Source organism: Roseomonas populi (genome assembly GCF_024594815.1).
Lineage (GTDB): Bacteria > Pseudomonadota > Alphaproteobacteria > Acetobacterales > Acetobacteraceae > Roseomonas > Roseomonas populi.
The window spans coordinates 33614-51663 of the sequence record NZ_JANJOU010000003.1; the positions used below are offsets into that span (position 1 = coordinate 33614).

20 protein-coding genes and 1 tRNA gene are annotated in these 18050 nt (G+C 69.9%); 9 read left to right on the forward strand and 12 right to left on the reverse strand.

Annotated features, from left to right (window positions below; translation table 11 throughout):
• Positions 1–28: 28 nt before the first annotated feature.
• Positions 29–1009, reverse strand: a complete 981-nt coding sequence (locus tag NRP21_RS05270; protein ID WP_257715128.1) for a Bug family tripartite tricarboxylate transporter substrate binding protein — start codon at positions 1007–1009, stop codon at positions 29–31.
• 220 nt (positions 1010–1229) lie between these two features.
• Between NRP21_RS05270 and NRP21_RS05275 the strand changes: the two genes are divergently transcribed.
• Entirely contained in the window at positions 1230–2123 is an 894-nt protein-coding gene (locus NRP21_RS05275; RefSeq protein ID WP_257715129.1) for a YihY/virulence factor BrkB family protein, read from the forward strand.
• A gap of 69 nt (positions 2124–2192) precedes the next feature.
• Here the strand turns inward: NRP21_RS05275 and NRP21_RS05280 are convergent, their stop codons facing one another.
• The 3 genes from NRP21_RS05280 to NRP21_RS05290 all read right to left on the reverse strand — a co-directional run bounded on the left by NRP21_RS05280 (position 2193) and on the right by NRP21_RS05290 (position 4069).
• A complete protein-coding gene (locus NRP21_RS05280; protein WP_257715130.1) occupies positions 2193–2651 on the reverse strand; it encodes a GNAT family N-acetyltransferase in 459 nt (152 codons plus the stop codon).
• A gap of 117 nt (positions 2652–2768) precedes the next feature.
• The gene (locus NRP21_RS05285) at positions 2769–3707 is read right to left on the reverse strand and encodes an SAM-dependent methyltransferase (protein WP_257715131.1); all 939 of its coding nucleotides are present in this window, start codon (positions 3705–3707) and stop codon (positions 2769–2771) included.
• Complete coding sequence (locus tag NRP21_RS05290) at positions 3704–4069, reverse strand: DUF423 domain-containing protein (protein ID WP_257715132.1); 366 nt, start codon at positions 4067–4069, stop codon at positions 3704–3706. Before NRP21_RS05290 ends, NRP21_RS05285 begins: the two co-directional genes overlap by 4 nt.
• Before the next feature lie 105 nt (positions 4070–4174).
• On the opposite strand from NRP21_RS05290, the gene NRP21_RS05295 reads away from it, so the two are divergent.
• Positions 4175–5377: a pyridoxal phosphate-dependent aminotransferase gene (locus NRP21_RS05295; RefSeq protein ID WP_257715133.1), complete on the forward strand. Its 1203-nt coding sequence runs from the start codon at positions 4175–4177 to the stop codon at positions 5375–5377.
• A 67-nt stretch (positions 5378–5444) separates the two neighbouring features.
• Positions 5445–6488: an amino acid ABC transporter substrate-binding protein gene (locus NRP21_RS05300; RefSeq protein WP_257715134.1), complete on the forward strand. Its 1044-nt coding sequence runs from the start codon at positions 5445–5447 to the stop codon at positions 6486–6488.
• Here the strand turns inward: NRP21_RS05300 and NRP21_RS05305 are convergent.
• The 5 genes from NRP21_RS05305 to NRP21_RS05325 all read right to left on the reverse strand — a co-directional run bounded on the left by NRP21_RS05305 (position 6485) and on the right by NRP21_RS05325 (position 10972).
• Complete coding sequence (locus NRP21_RS05305; protein ID WP_257715135.1) at positions 6485–6649, reverse strand: hypothetical protein; 165 nt, start codon at positions 6647–6649, stop codon at positions 6485–6487. The genes NRP21_RS05300 and NRP21_RS05305 overlap by 4 nt on opposite strands.
• Positions 6649–6777, reverse strand: coding sequence for a hypothetical protein (locus NRP21_RS05310; protein ID WP_257715136.1), 129 nt, complete (start codon positions 6775–6777; stop codon positions 6649–6651). Before NRP21_RS05310 ends, NRP21_RS05305 begins: the two co-directional genes overlap by 1 nt.
• Positions 6778–6853: 76 nt before the next feature.
• Positions 6854–9028 carry a TonB-dependent receptor gene (locus tag NRP21_RS05315; protein ID WP_257715137.1) on the reverse strand — a complete coding sequence of 725 codons (2175 nt, stop codon included), beginning with the start codon at positions 9026–9028 and terminating at the stop codon, positions 6854–6856.
• A 137-nt stretch (positions 9029–9165) separates the two neighbouring features.
• Positions 9166–10107, reverse strand: a complete 942-nt coding sequence (locus NRP21_RS05320) for a metal ABC transporter solute-binding protein, Zn/Mn family (protein WP_257715138.1) — start codon at positions 10105–10107, stop codon at positions 9166–9168.
• A 70-nt stretch (positions 10108–10177) separates the two neighbouring features.
• Complete coding sequence (locus tag NRP21_RS05325) at positions 10178–10972, reverse strand: hypothetical protein (RefSeq protein WP_257715139.1); 795 nt, start codon at positions 10970–10972, stop codon at positions 10178–10180.
• Between the two features lie 107 nt (positions 10973–11079).
• Here NRP21_RS05325 and pip point away from each other — a divergent pair, with 107 nt between their 5' ends.
• A complete protein-coding gene (gene pip, locus NRP21_RS05330) occupies positions 11080–12057 on the forward strand; it encodes a prolyl aminopeptidase (RefSeq protein WP_257715140.1) in 978 nt (325 codons plus the stop codon).
• 7 nt (positions 12058–12064) lie between these two features.
• Here pip and NRP21_RS05335 read toward each other — a convergent pair whose 3' ends face one another.
• Positions 12065–12997: an alpha/beta hydrolase gene (locus tag NRP21_RS05335; RefSeq protein WP_257715141.1), complete on the reverse strand. Its 933-nt coding sequence runs from the start codon at positions 12995–12997 to the stop codon at positions 12065–12067.
• 124 nt (positions 12998–13121) lie between these two features.
• On the opposite strand from NRP21_RS05335, the gene NRP21_RS05340 reads away from it, so the two are divergent.
• A tRNA-Arg gene (locus NRP21_RS05340) sits at positions 13122–13198 on the forward strand.
• Positions 13199–13764: 566 nt separating this feature from the next.
• Positions 13765–13950, forward strand: coding sequence for a hypothetical protein (locus NRP21_RS05345; RefSeq protein WP_257715142.1), 186 nt, complete (start codon positions 13765–13767; stop codon positions 13948–13950).
• A 545-nt stretch (positions 13951–14495) separates the two neighbouring features.
• On the opposite strand, the gene NRP21_RS05350 is transcribed toward NRP21_RS05345, so the two are convergent.
• Positions 14496–14657 (reverse strand): hypothetical protein, encoded by a 162-nt coding sequence (locus tag NRP21_RS05350; RefSeq protein WP_257715143.1) that lies wholly within the window; start codon positions 14655–14657, stop codon positions 14496–14498.
• Between the two features lie 598 nt (positions 14658–15255).
• Between NRP21_RS05350 and NRP21_RS05355 the strand changes: the two genes are divergently transcribed.
• From NRP21_RS05355 to NRP21_RS05365, 3 genes are all read left to right on the forward strand, one after another.
• Positions 15256–15480, forward strand: a complete 225-nt coding sequence (locus NRP21_RS05355; protein ID WP_257715144.1) for a hypothetical protein — start codon at positions 15256–15258, stop codon at positions 15478–15480.
• A gap of 514 nt (positions 15481–15994) precedes the next feature.
• Positions 15995–16738, forward strand: a complete 744-nt coding sequence (locus NRP21_RS05360) for a PEP-CTERM sorting domain-containing protein (RefSeq protein WP_257715145.1) — start codon at positions 15995–15997, stop codon at positions 16736–16738.
• A 667-nt stretch (positions 16739–17405) separates the two neighbouring features.
• Entirely contained in the window at positions 17406–17564 is a 159-nt protein-coding gene (locus tag NRP21_RS05365; protein WP_257715146.1) for a hypothetical protein, read from the forward strand.
• Between the two features lie 158 nt (positions 17565–17722).
• On the opposite strand, the gene NRP21_RS05370 is transcribed toward NRP21_RS05365, so the two are convergent.
• Positions 17723–17905: a hypothetical protein gene (locus NRP21_RS05370; RefSeq protein WP_257715147.1), complete on the reverse strand. Its 183-nt coding sequence runs from the start codon at positions 17903–17905 to the stop codon at positions 17723–17725.
• Positions 17906–18050: the final 145 nt, after the last annotated feature.

Sequence of the window (18050 nt, forward strand, 5' to 3'; positions counted from 1 at the left end):
ATGTGGCGGCCGGGCCACACGGGCAGGGTCAGTTGTCCAGCCGCACGTCCGCGTTGCGCGCCACCTCCCGCCACTTGGCGATCTCCGCCCGCACGAAGGCGTTAGCCTCCGCCACCGTCTGCGGCGCGGGCGCCCCGCCCAGCTGCACCACCCGCGCGGCGAAGGCCGGGTCTCGCAGCAGGGCCGTGACGTCGGCGTTCACCCGGTTCACCACCGCCTCCGGCGTGCCAGTGGGCACGGCGATCCCCGCCCAGCCGATCGCCTCATAGCCCGGGATGGCCTCGGCGATGGCGGGCACCTCCGGCAGCTGCGGCGCGCGTGCCGCGGAGGTGACGCCGAGCGCCTTGATCCGGCCCCCGCGGATATGCGGCAGGGCACTCGCCACGCTGTCGAACATCATCGGGATGTTGCCCGCCAGCAGGTCCGCCATGGCCGGCCCGCTGCCGCGATAGGGCACGTGGGTCAGCTTCACCCCGGCCTTGGAGCAGAACAGCTCCGCCGACATGTGCTGGGACGTGCCGGGCCCGCCGCTGCCGTAGGAGATGCCTCCCGGATCCGCCTTTGCCGCCGCGATCAGCCCCGCGATGTCGTTCGGCGCGAAGGAGGGGTGTGCCACGATCATCAGCGGCACGGTGAACATCAGCGTGACGTAGTTGAAGTCCTTCTCCGCGTCGTAGGGCAGGCTGCGGATCACGCTGGGGTTGATCCCGTTCGTCCCTGACGTGGAGGCCACCAGGGTGTAGCCGTCCGGCGCCGCCCGTGCCCCGGCCTCCGTGCCCACCACCCCGGCGCCGCCGGCCCGGTTCTCCACCACCACGCGCTGCGGCCACTTGGCGGAGAGGGCCTCGGCCAGCACGCGCCCGATCGTGTCCGTGGCCTGCCCCGGCGGGAAGGGGATGAGGAGGCGCACGGGCCGCGCGGGCCAAGCCTCCTGCGCCAGGACGGGGCGGAGCGCCGGCAAGGCCAGGGCGGTGCCCAGCAGGCCGCGGCGGGCAATGTGGTTGTTCATGGCGTGGCCTCCCCGTTCGGTGCAGCCGGCCATAGGGCGCCGGAGGGGGCCGGAGCAAGCTATGCCACGCGCATGCCCGATCCGCACAACAATCTTACGGCTGGGGGTGACTGCCGGACAGAAACTCACCCAGTGTCACACCCGCCGGGGAGCGCTGCCCGGGGCTGCAACCCGACCGCGCCGTCCGTCTTTCACCTGCATCGAAGAACGGGGAAGAACGATGCTCGGTCGGGCCTGGCGCCTCACGAAGGACGCCGTTCTCGGCTTCGTGGACCACGAGGCGATGACGCGGGGGGCGGCGATCGCCTGCTACACCCTTTTCTCCATAGCGCCGCTCCTGGTCCTCGCCGTTGCCATCGCTGGCTTCTTCTTCGGCCGGGACACGGTCAGCGAGGCCGTTTCCGCGCAGCTCACCGGTCTCGTCGGGCAGGAAGGCGGCAAGGCCATCGTGGAGGTGATGAAGGGCAGCCAGGAGAGTTCGAGCGGCAAGGGCTTCGCCGCGCTGATCGGCTTCGGCGTCCTCTTCGTCACCGCGTCCGGCGTGTTCGCGGAGTTGCAGGGCGCGCTCAACGTCATCTGGCAGGCGGAAGCGAAGCCCGTCTCCGTCGGCGCCCTGGTGAAGGCGCGCGCCCTCTCCATCGGACTGGTGGGGGCAACGGGCTTCCTTCTCCTCGTCTCCCTCATGGTCAGCGCCCTGCTCTCGGCCTTCGGCTCCTGGCTCACGGGCTTCGTGCCGGCGCTGGAAATCCTGCTGAAGATCGTGAACTTCGTGGTCGGCGTCGGGCTCACCTCGCTGCTCTTCGCCGCGATCTACAAGATCCTGCCGGACCGCCACCTGGCCTGGCGGGACGTGGCAGTGGGTGCCGTCATCACCTCCTTCCTGTTCAGCGTCGGGAAGACGGTGATCGGCTGGTACATCGGCGGCAGTGGCATGACGCAGAGCTACGGCGCGGCCGGCGCGCTGATCGTGGTGCTGGTCTGGGTCTACTACTCCGCCCAGGTCTTCCTGCTCGGCGCCGAGTTCACCCGTGCCTGGGCCGCGCGGGAGGGCGCCTGGAAGGGCCATATGCCCGCGCGCAGCACCCCCGAGCCGATCGGGGCTGACGCGCCCTGAAGCAGGCTGCAGCCTCAGCCGGTGGCTTTGGCCAGGGCTGCGCTCCACCGTCGCTCTGCGTGCGAGAGGTCACCCGACAGATATGGCCGGTCGTTCGGCGACGTACGCCACCCGTCTCCCCGGAACGAAGCCCAGCGTCTCGTAAAAGGCGTGAACCCGCGGATCCGCACGCCCGCTTTGCATCAGGACGTGGTGGCAGTCCTCTGTCCAGGCCCGGGCAAGCGCAGCCGCAACAACCGCCCGCCCATGCCCCCGCCCCTGGAAATTGGGATGTGTGACGACGTTCTCCAGGAAGCCGTGTCGTCGCCCGCCACGGAGGAGGTTGGGTGCGGTGACGAGCATGCAGCTTGCCGCGATGCACCCCGGCCCATCGGACACGAAAACATGGACACCCGGATGCGCCAGGGTTTCTTGCCAGACGCGCTCGGCCGGCGTCCCGGATTCGACGGTGCGACTGACCTCGGATGCCGCGAACAGCGCCAGGAGTGACGAAAGATCGGAGGCAAGAGCCAGGCGTGCGGTGGGCATTCCCGTCATCTCGCTGATGAGGGTACGACCGAAAAGGGTAGATTTTTGTCTGTGTGGCTGAACGGCTTCTGAGGCGCCTTACAGCCGCGGACCGGGCAGACTAGGGCAGCAACACGCTCAGGGCGTCTCCTCACCTCCCTTAGGCGCCACGGGCCAGGCGAACATCAGTTCATGCTTGTTGTGCGCGCCGTGGAACACCGCCCCGCCAGGGATGGCCGCGAAGGCGGCCGCCGTCTCGTGGTCCGTCTCGCCCTGGAACTTGATGGTGACGACAATGTTCTTCGCCGCCCCGGCCTCCATCCAGCGGCGGACCAGTCCCAGCAGCCGCGCCGGGTAGCAGATCACGTCGCTGAACAGCCAGTCCACGGGGAATGGATCCAACCCGAAGGCGCTCTCCCGCCGCACCGTCACCTCAGGCATCGCGGCCACGCGCGGGTCCATCTCGGCCTTGTCCACCGCCGTCACGCGGGCGCCGAGCTCCGCCAGGGCCCAGCTCCACCCGCCCGGCACGGCGCCGAGGTCCAGGCAGTGCTCGCCGGGCTGCGGCCAGCGGCCGATGCGGACCAGTGCCTCCCACAACTTCAGATAGGCCCGGCTGGGCGGTCCCTCACGGTCTTCCACGAAGGCCGGGGCGCCGTTGATGAAGGGGCTGCTCTTGGTCGGGCTCGCCAGCATCCGGTCCGGGGCCAGCAGCGTCCAGCCGCCGAGGTGCGAGGCGGGCGGCAGGGCGGGGAAGGTGATCGGCTTCGGCCGCAGCACCGGCAGGGCATCCCGGATCAGCGCGGCGCGGCGATGGTGCGCCACGTCCAGCAGCCCCCAGTTGCGCTGGATCGCCCGCAGCGCGTCGGCGGCGGCCTTGATGGAGGGCACGGGCATTTCCCGCGGCGCGTCCCAGACATCCAGCGCCCAGGGGGTGGCGTTTGGCCCATCGGGCACCGGATCCGGCGAGAGCGCCAGCGGCCCGTGCCACCCGCCGATGCGGCGCCCGGCGCGGCGGAGGTCTTCTTCCAGCTCCGCCTCAAACCCCTCGGCCGCCAGGTAGGCGGAGCGGATCATGCGCGCTGGAACAGGGCAGAGATCGCCAGCAGCAGCCAGCCCAGCATCAGCAGCATCCCGCCCGTCGGCGCCACCGGCCCGAGGCTGCGGCCCGTGGTGGCCACGTACCAGACGGCCCCGCAGAACAGGATCATCCCGGCCAGGAAGGCCAGCCCTGCTCCGTTAATGGCCCAGCCGCCCCAGCGTTCCGCCAGGATGCCGGCCGCGATCAGCGCCAGCGCGTGCCAGCCCTGCTGGGTCAGGGCGTTGTCGATCATCCGCGTGCGGGCGGGATTGAGGGCGAGCCCATGCGCCGCATAGGCGGAGAGGCCAACGGCGAGCAGCCCGGCCAGGGCGCCGGCCGCGATGAAGAGACGGGACATGCCCGAGGGTTAGCAGAAGCCGGCGCCCATAGGGAGGCACGGCGCTTGCCGGGTAGCGGGCCGCCACCTATCCCAATTGCCTCCCTGCCCCGGAAGATCGACGCCATGATCACCCTCGCCAGCCGCCTGGACACCGTCGCCCCCTCCGCCTCGGTGGTGATGACCCAGCGCTCGCGGGAGCTGGCGGCCTCCGGCGCGAAGGTCATCGCCCTCACCCAGGGCCAGCCGGACTTCCCCACCCCGCCCCACGCCATCGAGGCCGCGAACCGCGCGGCACTGGAAGGGCAGACGAAGTACCCGCCACTGGCCGGCACTGCCCCGATCAAGGAAGCCATCCGCCGCAAGTTCAACCGGGAGAACGGGCTGGACTACGAGCTGGACGAGATCCTCGTCGGCAATGGCGGCAAGCAGATCCTCTACAACGCCATGATGGCCACGCTGAACCCGGGGGACGAGGTGATTATCCCCCGCCCCTTCTGGATCAGCTACGCCGACATGGCCCGCCTCGGTGGCGCCACCCCCGTGCCGGTGGACTGCCCCCAGTCGAACGGCTTCAAGCTGCGGCCGGAGGAGCTGGAAGCCGCCATCACCCCCCGCACCCGCTGGGTGGTGCTGAACTTCCCCAACAACCCCACCGGCGCCGCCTGCACCTGGGCGGAGATGCGCGCCATCGCCGACGTGGTCCTGCGCCACCCGCAGGTGATGGTGCTGAGCGACGACATGTACGAGCACCTGCTCTACGACGGCTTCGAGTTCTGCACGATCGCCCAGGTGGAGCCGGCGCTGCGCGACCGCGTGCTGACGGTGAACGGCGTCTCCAAGACCTACGCCATGACGGGCTGGCGCGTGGGCTATTGCGGCGGCCCGCGCGCCCTCATCAAGGGCATGACGAACATGCAGGGTCAGTCCACCGGCGGCGCCTCCTCCATCGGGCAGGCGGCGGCGGTGGCGGCGCTGGACGGGCCGCAGGACTTCCTGAAGGAGCGGGCGGAGTCCTTCCGCGTGCGCCGGAACCTCGTGGTGGAGATGCTGAACGAGGCGCGGGGCGTCACCTGCCACAAGCCGGAAGGCGCCTTCTACGTCTTCCCCGACATCTCCGGCTGCATCGGCCGCACCACGCCCGGCGGGCGGCGAATCACCACGGACGCGGAGTTCGCCATGGCCCTGCTGGAGGAGGCCCATGTCGGCACCGTCTATGGCGCCGCCTACGGCATGAGCCCGCATGTGCGGATCTCCTACGCCATCAAGCCAGACGACCTGCGGGAGGGCTGCGCGCGGATCCAGGAATTCTGCCAGGGCTTGCGCTGAGGGCTGGCGCATCGCTTGCTTTCCCTCCGGCGGCGGAACCTTCCGCCCGGGCAAGGGGAGAGCGGGGATGGCGAAGCATCGCGCACGGCGCTGGATCGGGGCGGCCCTGGCCGTGGCGGGGTTCGTGCTGCCGATGGCGGCCTCGGCCCAGGTGGCGCCCGGCCCCACCGTTTCTTACGTGCGCTCCAAGGGCTACCTGGATTGCGGCGCCAATCCCGGCTCCGCCGGCTTCGGCGTGCCGGACAGCCGGGGCGAGCACCGGGGCATGGACCCGGATTTCTGCCGCGCCATCGCCACCGCCGTGCTGGGCGACCCTTCCCGGGTCCGCTTCACCGTCCTCACCAGCCAATCGCGCATCCCCTCGCTGCAATCCGGCCAGGTGGACGTGGTGGCGCGCACCTTCACCTGGACCATGGCGCGGGAGGTGTCCTCCGGACTGCAGTTCGGCCCCATCACCTTCCATGACGGCCAGGGCTTCATCGTCCGCCGCGCCGCAGGGATCGAGCGCGCGTCTCAGCTGGAAGGGGCGACGATCTGCGTCTCCGCCGGCTCCACCAACGAGCTGAACCTGGCGGACTGGGCGCGCACCAACCGCATCTCCATCCGCCCCCTGGTGTTCGAAAGCAACGAGGACACCCGCAAGGCCTATGCGTCCGGCCGCTGCGACAGCTACTCGCTGGATGCCAGCCAGCTCGCGGGCTTCCGCACCACCTTTGCGGACCCGAACGAGCACATCATCCTGCCGGACATCATCAGCAAGGAGCCGCTCGCCCCCGCCGTCCGCAAGGGCGATGCCCAGTGGTACGACGTGGTGCGCTGGACGATCTACGCGCTGATCCTGGCCGAGGAGCTGGGCGTGACCCAAGCCAATGCGGAGACGATGCTGGAGAGCCCGAACCCCGATATCCGCCGCCTGCTCGGCGTGACCGGTGATTTCGGCCCCTCCATGAGCCTCGACCGCCGCTGGGCCTACAACGCCATCCGCGCCGTGGGGAACTACGGCGAGATCTTCGAGCGGCACCTCGGCTCGAAGAGCCCCATCGGCCTCCAGCGCGGGTTGAACGCGCTGTGGAACCAGGGCGGCCTGCTCTACGCGCCGCCCATCCGCTAGCGCGCGCCGCGCTTCGCCATCGCGCTGCCCGCCGCGCCCGCAAGGGCCGCGACGGTCAGCGCGCCCAGCAGGGCGCCGGCCATCACATGGGTGGCCAGCACCGCGCCGGCGTGAAGGCCGAGCAGGGTGGTGCGAACGGGCCGGAAGGGGTTGGGCAGCATCACATCCGCCCCCCGGCCATCCGCATCGCCCCGCCCGCGAGGAGAAGCCCGCCCGCCGCGGCCATGCCGAGCGGGACACCAATGCTCAGCCCCGTCAGCGAGAGGGCGATGGAAGCGAAGATGGGCATGCGCGGCACTCCCTTGTCCGCCGCGCATCTGGCCCCGGGGCGGGATTTGGAAAGGGTGCCCCCTCCCCGCCCCTGATCAGAAACTCACCGTCATCAGCAGCCGCACCGTCCGCCCGGGCAGCAGAACCTCGTCCTTTTTGAAGGAGGCGACGTTGCGGATGTCGGAGTCCAGCAGGTTGGTGCCGACCAGGGAGAAGTTCGCGCTCCGCAGGTCGTCCAGCCGCGCCGTGTAGCCGATCCGCGCGTTCAGCAGCTCGTAGCCCTTGGTCGGCGTCTCGTTCTCGCCCACCCGGTTCTGGTTGAAGGCGTGCAGGTAGTCCACGCTGCTCTGCACCCGGCCGTCCCGCCAGAACACGCCGCCGCCCAGCCGGTGGGGAGGGATGCGCGGCAGGTTGCCGCCGCCGCTGGAGAACTGGGCTCGCACAAAGTCGTAACGGCCGGAAACGCCCACACTCCCGTCCCACAGCCGGAACAGGTCCTGCTCCGCCTTCGCCTCCACCCCGTAGAAGCGGGCATCGCGCTGGCCATAGGCGGTCTGCAGGAACTCCCCGTCCCTCCCTGCCGCGCAGGATCCGAACCCTTCGCCGCAGCTGTTGCCGGTCAGCGCCCGGAAGATGAAATCGTCGAAGTGGGAGACGAAGGCGCTCGTGTCGAACCGGAAGGAGCCGGCGGTCCGGGCCAGGCCCAGTTCCGCCGTTGCGGCGGATTCCTTGCGCAGGCTGGGGTCGCCAACGTCGAAGGTGCCGGAGGCGTCGTGTGCCCCGCGGGAGAAGAGCTCGGCGGCACTCGGCGAGCGCTGCACGTACTGCCCGGTCACGCGCGCCTGCACCGCCCAGGGCAGGTCATAGAGGGCACCGAGACTGACGCTGAAGGGCGTGTAGCTGCGGCGGCGCCCGGTATTCTCCAGCTCGGCATCGGGATCGGCCGGCAGGTTGTCCCCGGGGAAGGTCGCGGTTGAGCCGGTGATGCGCGCGAACTCCACCCGCCCGGCGGCCTGTACTCGCAGGCGGGGCGTGAGCGTCAGCTCCTCGAAGAGATACCCGGCGTAGCGGCTGGTGCGGGCGGGCGGCAGATATTCCAGGAACTCCCCGGTGGTACGGAGCCGCTCATGCTCGAGGGAGAGGCCGAAGGTGCCGTTCAGCGGGCCGATGCCGGTATCGACGGGCACATGCTGCAGTTCCAGCCGGGCATCCCAGCTGCGGTTGCGGAACCCGCCATGGACCACCCGGCCGCCCGCCGCCCCGATCTCCTCCTCCGCGCCATGATCATGGTCATGATCGTGGTCGTGGCCGTGTTCCGCCCCGATCTCCTCGTGGTGGTAGGTGGTGAAGCCCAGCCAGCCGCTGATGCGCTGGATCGGCCCGGACCCCGGGCGGTATTCGCCCCGGGTGGACCAGCGCACCTGCTCGGCGTCGATCGCCGTGCGCGCCTCGGCCTCCTCGCCACCGGGGATCTCGTAGAGGCTGCGGAAGTGCGAGACGGAGGTGCCGATGAAGCCCTGGTCGAAGATGTAGCTCAGGCCGGCCGATTTGCCGTCCGTCCGCACGCCGCTGTTCTCCTGCCGGCGGCCGCCGGGGATGCGGTAGTCGCTGTCATAGCGGCCGAACATGTCGAAATGCGCGACCCAGTTGCCCACGCGCACGTCGGTGGTGCCCACCCCGTTCCACCCGCGGGAGCCGCTGTTCCAGCCGCCGGTGATGCGGCCCTGCACGGTGCGGTCCGGAAGCACCGTGGGGATGCGGTTGTTGATGACGTTCACCACGCCGCCGATCGCCTGCGATCCCCAGCGCAGCGCCGCCGGGCCGCGCACCACCTCGATCCGGTCCGCCGAGAGCGGGTCCAGCGGCACGACATGGTCCTCGCCGAAGGCGGAGACGTCGCCGGAGAGGAAGCCGTTCTCCTGCAGCCGGACGCGCACGCCCTCCAGGCCGCGGATGATGGGCCGGCTGGCGCCGGGCGCGAAGGTGCTGGAGGTGATCCCCGGCTCGGTGAACAGCACGTCGCCGAGGGAGCGGGCCGGCTGGACCGCGATCTGCTCCTGCTCCAGCGTCGTCACCGGCAGGAAGCTGCCGAGCTGGTCCGTGCTGATCGGGCTTGCCGTGACCGAGACGGGAGGCAGCACGACGGCCGGCGTGGAAGCGGGCGGCGTGGAAGCCGACGCCGCGTCCTGCGCGGAGACCTGCCGGCCGGTCCCGACACAGGCGAGCGCCGCGACGGTGGCCAGGAGTGCTGCGCGGTGTGAGATCGCCATGGAACCCTCTGCATCCGGTGCCGGCCAGCAGGGCGGTCACCGCGTCAGTTGAAACGTTATAATGTTGCCTTGCCGCGGCAGCCTTCGTCCCAGGTGGTGGGCGGCGCCCGGTCCTGCCGTCGCCCGAGGGCGAACCGCTACCCCTCGCCCCGCATCGCCGGTACCAGGAGGGCGGTGTTGTGGCGGATCAGCGCCTCGTACGTCGCGGCAGGACCGTCGGGCGGGGAGAGGGCGTCGGAGTAGAGCCGCCCGCGCACGCGCACCCCCGCTTCCCGTGCCAAGCGGTCCAGCGTGGTGCCTTCCGCCATGTTCTCCAGGAAGACCGCGGAGATCCCCTCGGCGCGCACCTGCCGGATCAGCCGGGCGACATTGGCGGCCGAAGCGTCGGCATGGGTGCTCACGCCCTGCGGCGCCAGGAAGGTGATGCCGTAGGCGTCGCCGTAGTAACCGAAGGCGTCGTGGCTCGTGATCACCCGGCGCTTGCCTTCGGGCACCGTGCCGATGGCGGCCCGCACCTCGGCATCCAGCGCCGTCAGGCGGGCGGAGAACCCCTCCGCATTGCGGGCGTAGAGCGCGGCGTTCCCCGGATCGGCGGCGGAGAGCCCGGCCGCGATATTGCGGGCGTAGATCCGCGCGTTGCGCGGGTCGCCCCAGGCATGAGGATCGGGCGCGCGGGCCGCTTCGCCCCCCCGGCCGCGCCGGCCCTCGCCGTGCGAATGGCCGTGCCCCCCGGCCTCCGCGGGGCGGGTGGTCACGCCATCGGCCGCCGTCACGGTGGTGCCGCGGAAGCCGGCGGCGCCTGTCAGCCGGTTCAACCAGTCATCGAAGCCCAGCCCGTTGCGGACCAGCAGGGCGGCGCCGCGAAGCCGCTCCGCATCCGAAGGCCGGGGCTGGAAGTCGTGCGCATCCCCGTCGGGCCCGACGAGGACGGAGAGCGCGAGGGGCCGATCCCCCGCGACCTGCCGCACCAGGTCCCCGAGAATGGAGAAGGCCGCCACCACGGGCAGCACCGCTTGTGCGGCGGCCGGGCGGATGGCGGGAAGCGCGAGGACGGCGGCGAGGAACGTGCGGCGCTGCATCGAAATCTCACTACGTTATAACATAACGTAGAGCAGCGCCGACGTGATCTTGCAAGGCCGAAAACGGGACCTACCGATCCCGGCGCCACAACCGGCGAAGTCGCTCCCACCAACCCGGCCCGTCCCGCCGGGCGATGCTGGAATGCGTGGCGTGCGGCCGCCGGGCCGGCGGCGGCAGGGCGCTGGCCACGGTGTGGCGGCCGGCATCCCGCAGCGCGATCAGCCGCTGCTCCAGCGCGATCACCCCTGCCACCGCCTCCGCCGGGTGGGTCGAAGCAAGTTGCTCCGCCGTCGCCGCCGCATCCTCGAAGTTCTCGGCCCGGCGCAGCGCGTCCACCACCCGCACCGTCTGCTCCGTGTCCAGCGGGGGGCCGGCGCGCCACAGCGCGACCGCCTCTCCCCGCCAGGCACGGGCCAGGTCGGGCTTGCGGGCATCGTCCGCCGCCCAGGCCGCCTGCAGGGTCGCCTCCGCCGCTGCGTGCAGCGCCCCCGTCTCCTCCAGCACATAGGCGTAGGCGAGGAAGCGGCGGCTGAGCGGCGGGTGGGTGGAGTCCGCGATCAGGGCGCGAAAGGGCGCGGTGCCCACCGCCTCGATCGCGGCGGGGTGAGCGCGCGCGATCTCCGGCGCCACGTAGCCGCAATGCGGGCACTGCTGCAGCCAGGCGGACATGGTGCCCCGCAAAGGCTCGCCCGGGCGCAGGTCCAGGTCCGGCGCACCTTCGGGCGGCACGGGGCGGAAGCGGGATTGCAGGCTCTCCGTGCCGCAGACGGCGCAGCGCACCTCCGCCATGCGGGACGCGCCCGCGCGCGGGCCGGGCTGGGGGCCGTTGCGGGCGGCGTGGGGGCCAGGGATGGGGCGGGACATGATCCTCCAAAATAGGCGCGCCGGGCCGCCGCGCGAAGAGTATTCCCACGGGAAAACGCCGCGCAGCCCCGTTGCATCCCGCCCGCACCATGCGCCAAACAGGGACTATGCCGCGTGGCGACCTCTTCCCCGACATCGCGCCCTATGAGACGGGCCTGCTGCCCCTGTCCGCCGCCTCGGCGGGCGGGCCCGCGCACGTGATGTACTGGGAGCAGGTGGGCAACCCGCGCGGCCAGCCCGTGCTGTTCCTGCACGGCGGCCCGGGCGCCGGCGCGGGCGCCGTGCACCGCCGCTTCTTCGACCCGCTGCACTGGCGCGTGGTGATCTTCGACCAGCGCGGCGCCGGCCGGTCCCGCCCCCTGGGAGAGCTGCGGGACAACTCCACCCCGAAGCTGGTGGAGGACATCGAGACGCTGCGCCGCTTCCTCGGCATCGACCGCTGGCTGCTCTTCGGCGGCTCCTGGGGATCTACCCTCGCCCTGGCCTACGCGCAGGCGCATCCGGACCGCGTGGCGGGATGCGTGCTGCGCGGCGTGTTCCTGGGGCGGCAGGACGAGGTGGACTGGTTCCTCTACGGCCTGCGCCGCGTCTTCCCCGATGCCTGGGCCGCCTTCGCGGAGCACGTGCCGCCGGAGGAGCGGGGCGACCTCCTCTCCGCCTATCTCCGCCGCCTGACGGACCCGGACCCGGCCATCCACCTCGCCGCCGCCCGGTCCTGGAGCAACTACGAGGGGCTGTGCAGCACCCTGCTGCCGAGCCCGGAGACCGTGGCCTCCTTCGCGCAGGACCGTTCCGCCCTCGGCCTCGCCCGGATCGAGGCGCACTACTTCGCCCACAACCTCTTCCTGCCGCATGACGGGCTGCTGGCCCGCATGGGCCGGCTGGCGCACGTGCCGGCGGAGATCGTGCAGGGCCGCTACGACATGGTCTGCCCACCCACCTCCGCCTTCGAGCTGGCGGAGGCTTGGCCCATGGCACGGCTCACCGTGGTGCCGGATGCCGGCCACTCCGCGCTGGAACCGGGCGTGCGGACCGCGCTGGTAAGCGCCGTGGAGCGGTTCCGCCGGCGCCCACCCGGATTCTGAACGCCGTTCAGGCGGTTCGCCGCAGCCACTCCGAGGCCGTTGCGATGGAGCGCCGCGCGGCCGCCACATGGTCCCGGGCGCGGAGAAAGCCGTGCAGCGTGCCGGGGAAGGTCTCCTCCTCCACCTCCACGCCCGCCTCGCGCAGGGCGCGCACCATGTCCCTGTTCTCGTAGGACAGCACGTCCAGCTCCGCGATGTGCACCAGGCAGGGCGGCAGGCCCCGCAGGTCCGCCCGGATCGGCGCGGCGAAGGGCGAGGCGCGGTCCGCCGGGCGTGGCGCGTAGCAATCCCAGTAGAAGCGCATGCGCTCCGCCGTCAGCCCGTAGCCGTCCGCGAACTCGGCGTAGCTGGGGGTGGCCATGCGGTCGTCGAAGACGCCGTAGTTCAGCAGCAGGCCGCGCAGTGCGATGGCAGGATCGGATTCCCGCAGCAGCAGCGCCGCGCCCAGCGCCAGGTTCGCCCCGGCCGAATCCCCGCCCAGCACGATGCGCGCGGGATCCAGCCCCCACTCCCCGCCATGCGCGGCGATCCACCGCACCACCCCCACCATCTCCTCCAGCGCCTGGGGGAAGACCGCCTCGGGGCTCAGCGCGTAGTCCGGGCCGACAACCGCGCAGCCGGAAGCCTCGGCGTAGCAGCGCATCAGCGGGTCGTGCGTGTCCACGCTGTTCCATACCCAGCCGCCGCCGTGCAGGTAGATCAGCACCGGCAGGGGTGCGTCCGTGCGCGGGCGGTGCAGGCGGCACAGCACCCGGCGGCCATTCGCCAGCACCCACCGGTCGGCACTCTCCGCCATGCGCGGCTCGGGGCTGAACAGCGTCATGTTCAGCGCGTCATTCACGGCGCGGGAGGCGTCCAGCGGGCGCTCCAGCCGCTGCGGCGGGTAGCCGGCGGCGCGCTCGGTCATCATGGCCGTGAAGGCGGCCATCTCGGGGTCCATGCGGGGGTCTTCGGGCATGGCGCCAGTTGAGGCCGGTTCCCGATGCGCCTCAAGGCCCCCTGGAAGCGGCCCCCAAGGCGGGGGCTTTGCCCGGCGCGGGCGGGGCGCTAGGGTGGCGTCGCGTGTCTCCGTAGCTCAGCAGGATAGAGCACGGGATTCCTAATCCCGGGGCCGTGGGTTCGAATCCCGCCGGGGACACCAATGAAAGCCGGGCTTTCCACCCATTGCGGCATTGAGCCCCTTTTCCTGCCCGGACACGCGGGCGCAAGCCTCCACTCGGGACGCCGTCAGTCCGCCAGTCGAAGGCGCCGCAGATGGCCTGACCAAGCGCCGGGCGCTCCGTCCAATCCCGGCCCCACTCATCCGGCACCCACCTGCCAGAGGTGTTTCCCAACTTCGTAGCTCTCTCCCCGCATGTGCCCCTCCACGCCTCCTTCCCCCACGGACTCTGAGGTCATAGGCCAGGGCACAAGCGGGACCGCCTCCGCTCTCGGATGTTGGGCCACCCACCGGCGCATCTGGCCGCCCGGCCCAGCCTCCTGACCGAGGTTGGTGCTGAGCTTCCACCGTTATGGATGCGGCAGGACCAGGCGCCTGCCGTGGTCGGGCCGGAGAGGGGTTCGTCGCTCGGAAGCGCAGGATCGTAATCGGGGCGGTTTGAACGCATTGTGCCGCGGTTACCGGCAACCGCCTTATTTGACGCCGCAGTTCCGCCAAGCTTGATCGGCAGAAACCGAAGCGAGTGTTGCTGCGCGGGAGCGGGGAGAGTGTCTGAGGAGCGTGAGCCATCTGCCTGGTCGGCGGCCGAAGCGGCATTGGCAACCCTCACGCAGATCGTGGAGGACCACGCCCATCGCGCCGAGCTGCTCCGGCGCTGGGACCTGCTGGACCGCGACGAGCGAAGGCGGCTCCTGACACTGACCCGGGCCATGGCTGGGGGCGAGCAGGCGTGATCTCAATCGACTCAGGCTTGTTCAGAGTTTCCTAGGTCGCTTCCCTCCCCGCCCGCGGCTTCCTGGAAGCTGTGGAGCGCTGAGGACGGAAAGGAGAAGCGCCTCGGTGTGGGCAGACACCCTCATGGCCGCCAGCGATAGACGAGGCAGGCAACTACCCGGAGAGGCCAGGGAATGGAGCCCGTCGCCAATCTGTTGCCGAGTGGGCGACGCGGGTACGCCCCCACCGGCTTCTTTCAAACGTTGCCAAAAGCCAATATTATGCTCACATTGGCGTGAGGGGCACATCCGGGAAGGCCATCGTGACAAGACTTTCAGGCCTGGACGGACATGACGGCCGGCACTCGCCCAACTATGCGGCCCTCGGCTTCTTGATCGTTGTCGTCTCGTCCGTAGCGCTCTGGTCGTTGATCTGGGCTCTGATTTCAGCCCTGATTTCGTAGCTCCTCCAGGGTGCCGGACGGCAGGGCGGGCCATACAGCCGACCTCATCAGCCATGCTGCCAGCACTGCCGCCACGCTCCGCGCCGAGGCCAGCCGAGGCCGTTAGTCGCGTCCGCCGTTTTCTCTCTCAACGCTCTCGGACTCTGGCCGGAGCGAGAGCTTTGCCTCTTTCTGATCCAGCTTCTTCTGCTCCTTAGCCTGAGCCTTCGCGGCCTTGTTCCGCTCGCGCTGCATGCGATCCTGGTTGTAGTTCGGCTTTTTCAATGCTGCTTCCTCTCACTTGCGTCGTGCTGACGTGCTGGCCTTCTCAGGCGCACCCGCCCGGCCACCTTCCCCGCCATGAGCTTTATGCCCACGCAGGGGAAAGCGCTCGGGAACCGCCAGGCGGGAAACCGGGTGGACTGCGAGGCATGCTCCTACACCAAAGTTTAGCATCAGCATCATCAAGGGCATGACAATGATTGGCCATGCCCACCAGGATCTCGGGCGGTGCAGAGATTGATCTATTGCGGCGCCTTTGACGGCCAAAGCCGACCGGGCAATCGAGGTCGGCACAACGGTGAATCATAGCCCGCCTGCATCATCACGTCGGACCGCCCCGACCTCGTGCCATAAGCCGTAGCTCAGAAGGCCTGGGCCATGATCCCCAGGGGAACCGAACACGTGTTCAGCCCTGGTCATTGATCGGCTGTCTTCCACCGCCTCTCTCCGCTACCCGGAACGATGCCCACCCCTGCCGTTTCATTCGTCCCATGGATGTAGGGCATCCATCTCCTGCGTTGGAGTTCTCGCACGCACGAGCGCATCTCTTGATCAACGAAGGGCGGCACCCCGCCGCCCCATCCACCCAGGACATGCAGCCATGATCAACCTTCGCACCCTCGCCCTCGCCGCCGCCGTGATCGGTGGTGCGCTGACCTCCGCTCCGGCCTTCGCCGACCAGGACCGTGTGCCCGAGGGCGCCACTGCCTCCGGCCGCTGGGTCGCCGCGGAGGGCCGCACCCCGCTCGCCAGCTCCACCTCCAGCGCGCAGCAGAACTTCCTGGCCCTGAGCGGCGCGACGGGCGGCGCCGGCCAGCACTCGTAAAGAGCCGCGTCAGAGAGAGCCCAGGTTCTTGTCCTGGGGTCTGGGCCTCGATGGCCCGAGAGGGGCTGCCAGAGACATCTGGCGGCCCCTTCCTTCATTCCAGGCTCGGCAAAGCTTGAGATCGTCCCGGCGCTGGGTCAGGCACCACAGTGGATGCCGGAAGAGGTGCTCCACACGCTTACACAAGCCCTCATCCCAATCGAGGAGGGCGCAGGATCCACGAGAGGGCCGGAGGTGGTCCCGCCGCCCTGCCCCTCTCAGCCCAGGACCGAAACCACCGTGCAGCACCAAACCAAATCAGGTCCTTCGCACGGACTGGCCGGACGTGGTGTCGGGAATCCTGACAAGTGATGGCTTGGCTGCCGCACGCCGGGTTCAAGTCACTCGAAACACGAACAAAAAACGGGCGGCACGAGGTTTGCAATGGACGTCAAGCCGGAATGAACCGGTAACGAAAGTACATAGGTAGCAGTGAACCTGATTGAGACACAAGGGAAAAAGAGGAGATGAAGTTATGGCTTCGCGACACCTCGCATTCCTGCCTGCACTGGCCGTTGTCGGACTAGCCCTCGGACCCTCCCCCGCACGAGCCGCGCTCCAGCTCTTCGCGGATGTCGGTGGGACCACGTTCAGCTGCTTCGACAACCAGGCGTGCGACACTAACCCGACCACTGGCGTCCTCTCGCTGGGTAATGCGGTGAACATCAACGGGGTCGTGGTTAACGGCTCGATCCAGACCTCCACAGGAAATCCGGCGACCCCCGGCCTGGTCAACGTCCTGAACAGCTCGGCGCTGACCGTCACCAACACGAACGCCACCTCGACCTCGGCGACGGTCGCGATCAGCGACACGGACTTCACCGGTCCGGCGAACAGCTACTCGACCTCAGGATCGGGGACCTTCCAGGATGCTGTCGGGTCCTTGATCACCCTCAACTGGTTCAACGACGCGAACAACGCCCAGGGGGCGGACAGCGCCACCGACACCCCAGGCACCCTGGTCGACACCTTCACCTACAACGTGACCCGCGTCGCTGACTCCTTTGCCCACAGCGAGACGGGTGCGGCTTCCGATCCCGGCGCCTTCTCCATGACGCTGCAGTTCCTCTACACGCTGACACCGGGCGGCCAGCTGCTCAGCCGTGGCATGACCGAGTTGAAGCCCCGCGTCGTGCCCGTGCCGGAACCGGCCTCGCTCTCCCTGATGGGGGTCGGCCTGCTCGCACTGGGTCTCATGGCCCGCAGGCGGATGGTCTGACCTCCGCCCTGTCCTTCGAGGCTGAAGGCGACGCCCCTCTCCGGGCGCCGCCTTCCCGTCAGGCGGAACCGTCCACGGCCGGCCTCTGATGCCGGCGGAACAGCGGAGCCATCGCGCGAGCCGCCGTTGATCCGCATCACCTCGACAACACCACCGCAGGTCGCGGGACGCCGGCCGCGGACGCTCAGCCGCGCTCATTCGGAACACGGCGGCACTTTCCTCATTGTGCGAGGTGCAACCCGGGAGTTTCCTTACCGCTAAGGAACATCCCATCCCCGGCGGCTCAAAAGATGCCATACGCCCCAGCAACGCCCGGACAGGTGGAACTGATCCGGACGCGCGGTCCGCTCAGTGGACCGTCCTTCCGGTATCGCGGCGCTACGATCCATGCGGATCCGGCGGGCACGGTGTTCCAGGTCGCCCTGCCCGGTCTCCCGCTCGATGGATGGAGGGACCGCTGCACCATCTGGGACGTGATCGCGCTGGTGGATCACTCCCTGCGCATTGCCGGTGAAAAGGGAATTGCCCCTGCTTCCGTGGCCGGGCCTTTCCCCGCACCGCCCCACGAACCGGCACGGCCGTAGAGCCCTGCCGCCCCCTCAGCCTTCCCCGCGCCGGCCCGGCGTGTATCTTGCCGGCCATGCCGTGGAGAGCGCACCTGGAGGATTTGACCGACCGCGCGGGCGTCCGACTGGGGCGGGCGCTGGACGCGTTGATCGACGTGGTCGGGTCTGATCGTCAAACATCCCTCATGGTGCTGGGGCTGACCCTTCTGGGCATGCTGATCCTGACGGCGAAGAGCTTCTACCGGTTGCTGACCCTGTAGGGGCGCGCCACGCCCGCCCGGCACATGGGTTTGTCAGCAGTTCCTGCCCCGGCCCACTGCGCTCTGCCGGCCAGCGTTCAGCACAGCCGGTATCCGCGGAGCGCAGCACCGGGGAATGCCCGCATAGGCCCAGCCCAGGTCCCTGCTGCCGCGCGGCGCTAGTACGGCCTGCGCCGCGCCGCCCAGACCAGCGGCGCCACGGAAAGGATGATGCTGGAAACGAGCGCGCCGACAGCCATCAGGCCGCTCGACGAGATCTGGAGCTCGGCCCTGGCGGATACGTGCTGGCCGAGCTGCAGATCGACCTTGGCCAGGTGCTTCCGTCCTTCCGTCTCGTCCATCCCGCTGGGCCTCCCGTTGTGGCGCGGGATGAACGCCGGAGGCGGACGGACTTTGCGTCTCTCCGACGCCTCACTGCTCGCCAGAGTCCGGAATCGGCGCATCCCGCGGTGGTGACCGGAGGGAGCGCGATCGTGATCCTGCCTC

Excerpts from the sequence above, each read along its gene's own strand:
- NRP21_RS05270 (WP_257715128.1), bottom strand. The coding sequence starts at position 1,009 with ATGAACAACCACATTGCCCGCCGCGGCCTGCTGGGCACCGCCCTGGCC.
- NRP21_RS05275 (WP_257715129.1), top strand. The coding sequence starts at position 1,230 with ATGCTCGGTCGGGCCTGGCGCCTCACGAAGGACGCCGTTCTCGGCTTC.
- NRP21_RS05280 (WP_257715130.1), bottom strand. The coding sequence starts at position 2,651 with ATGCCCACCGCACGCCTGGCTCTTGCCTCCGATCTTTCGTCACTCCTG.
- NRP21_RS05285 (WP_257715131.1), bottom strand. The coding sequence starts at position 3,707 with ATGATCCGCTCCGCCTACCTGGCGGCCGAGGGGTTTGAGGCGGAGCTG.
- NRP21_RS05290 (WP_257715132.1), bottom strand. The coding sequence starts at position 4,069 with ATGTCCCGTCTCTTCATCGCGGCCGGCGCCCTGGCCGGGCTGCTCGCC.
- NRP21_RS05295 (WP_257715133.1), top strand. The coding sequence starts at position 4,175 with ATGATCACCCTCGCCAGCCGCCTGGACACCGTCGCCCCCTCCGCCTCG.
- NRP21_RS05300 (WP_257715134.1), top strand. The coding sequence starts at position 5,445 with ATGGCGAAGCATCGCGCACGGCGCTGGATCGGGGCGGCCCTGGCCGTG.
- NRP21_RS05305 (WP_257715135.1), bottom strand. The coding sequence starts at position 6,649 with ATGCTGCCCAACCCCTTCCGGCCCGTTCGCACCACCCTGCTCGGCCTT.
- NRP21_RS05310 (WP_257715136.1), bottom strand. The coding sequence starts at position 6,777 with ATGCCCATCTTCGCTTCCATCGCCCTCTCGCTGACGGGGCTGAGCATT.
- NRP21_RS05315 (WP_257715137.1), bottom strand. The coding sequence starts at position 9,028 with ATGGCGATCTCACACCGCGCAGCACTCCTGGCCACCGTCGCGGCGCTC.
- NRP21_RS05320 (WP_257715138.1), bottom strand. The coding sequence starts at position 10,107 with ATGCAGCGCCGCACGTTCCTCGCCGCCGTCCTCGCGCTTCCCGCCATC.
- NRP21_RS05325 (WP_257715139.1), bottom strand. The coding sequence starts at position 10,972 with ATGTCCCGCCCCATCCCTGGCCCCCACGCCGCCCGCAACGGCCCCCAG.
- pip (WP_257715140.1), top strand. The coding sequence starts at position 11,080 with ATGCCGCGTGGCGACCTCTTCCCCGACATCGCGCCCTATGAGACGGGC.
- NRP21_RS05335 (WP_257715141.1), bottom strand. The coding sequence starts at position 12,997 with ATGGACCCCGAGATGGCCGCCTTCACGGCCATGATGACCGAGCGCGCC.
- NRP21_RS05355 (WP_257715144.1), top strand. The coding sequence starts at position 15,256 with ATGATCAACCTTCGCACCCTCGCCCTCGCCGCCGCCGTGATCGGTGGT.
- NRP21_RS05360 (WP_257715145.1), top strand. The coding sequence starts at position 15,995 with ATGGCTTCGCGACACCTCGCATTCCTGCCTGCACTGGCCGTTGTCGGA.
- NRP21_RS05370 (WP_257715147.1), bottom strand. The coding sequence starts at position 17,905 with ATGGACGAGACGGAAGGACGGAAGCACCTGGCCAAGGTCGATCTGCAG.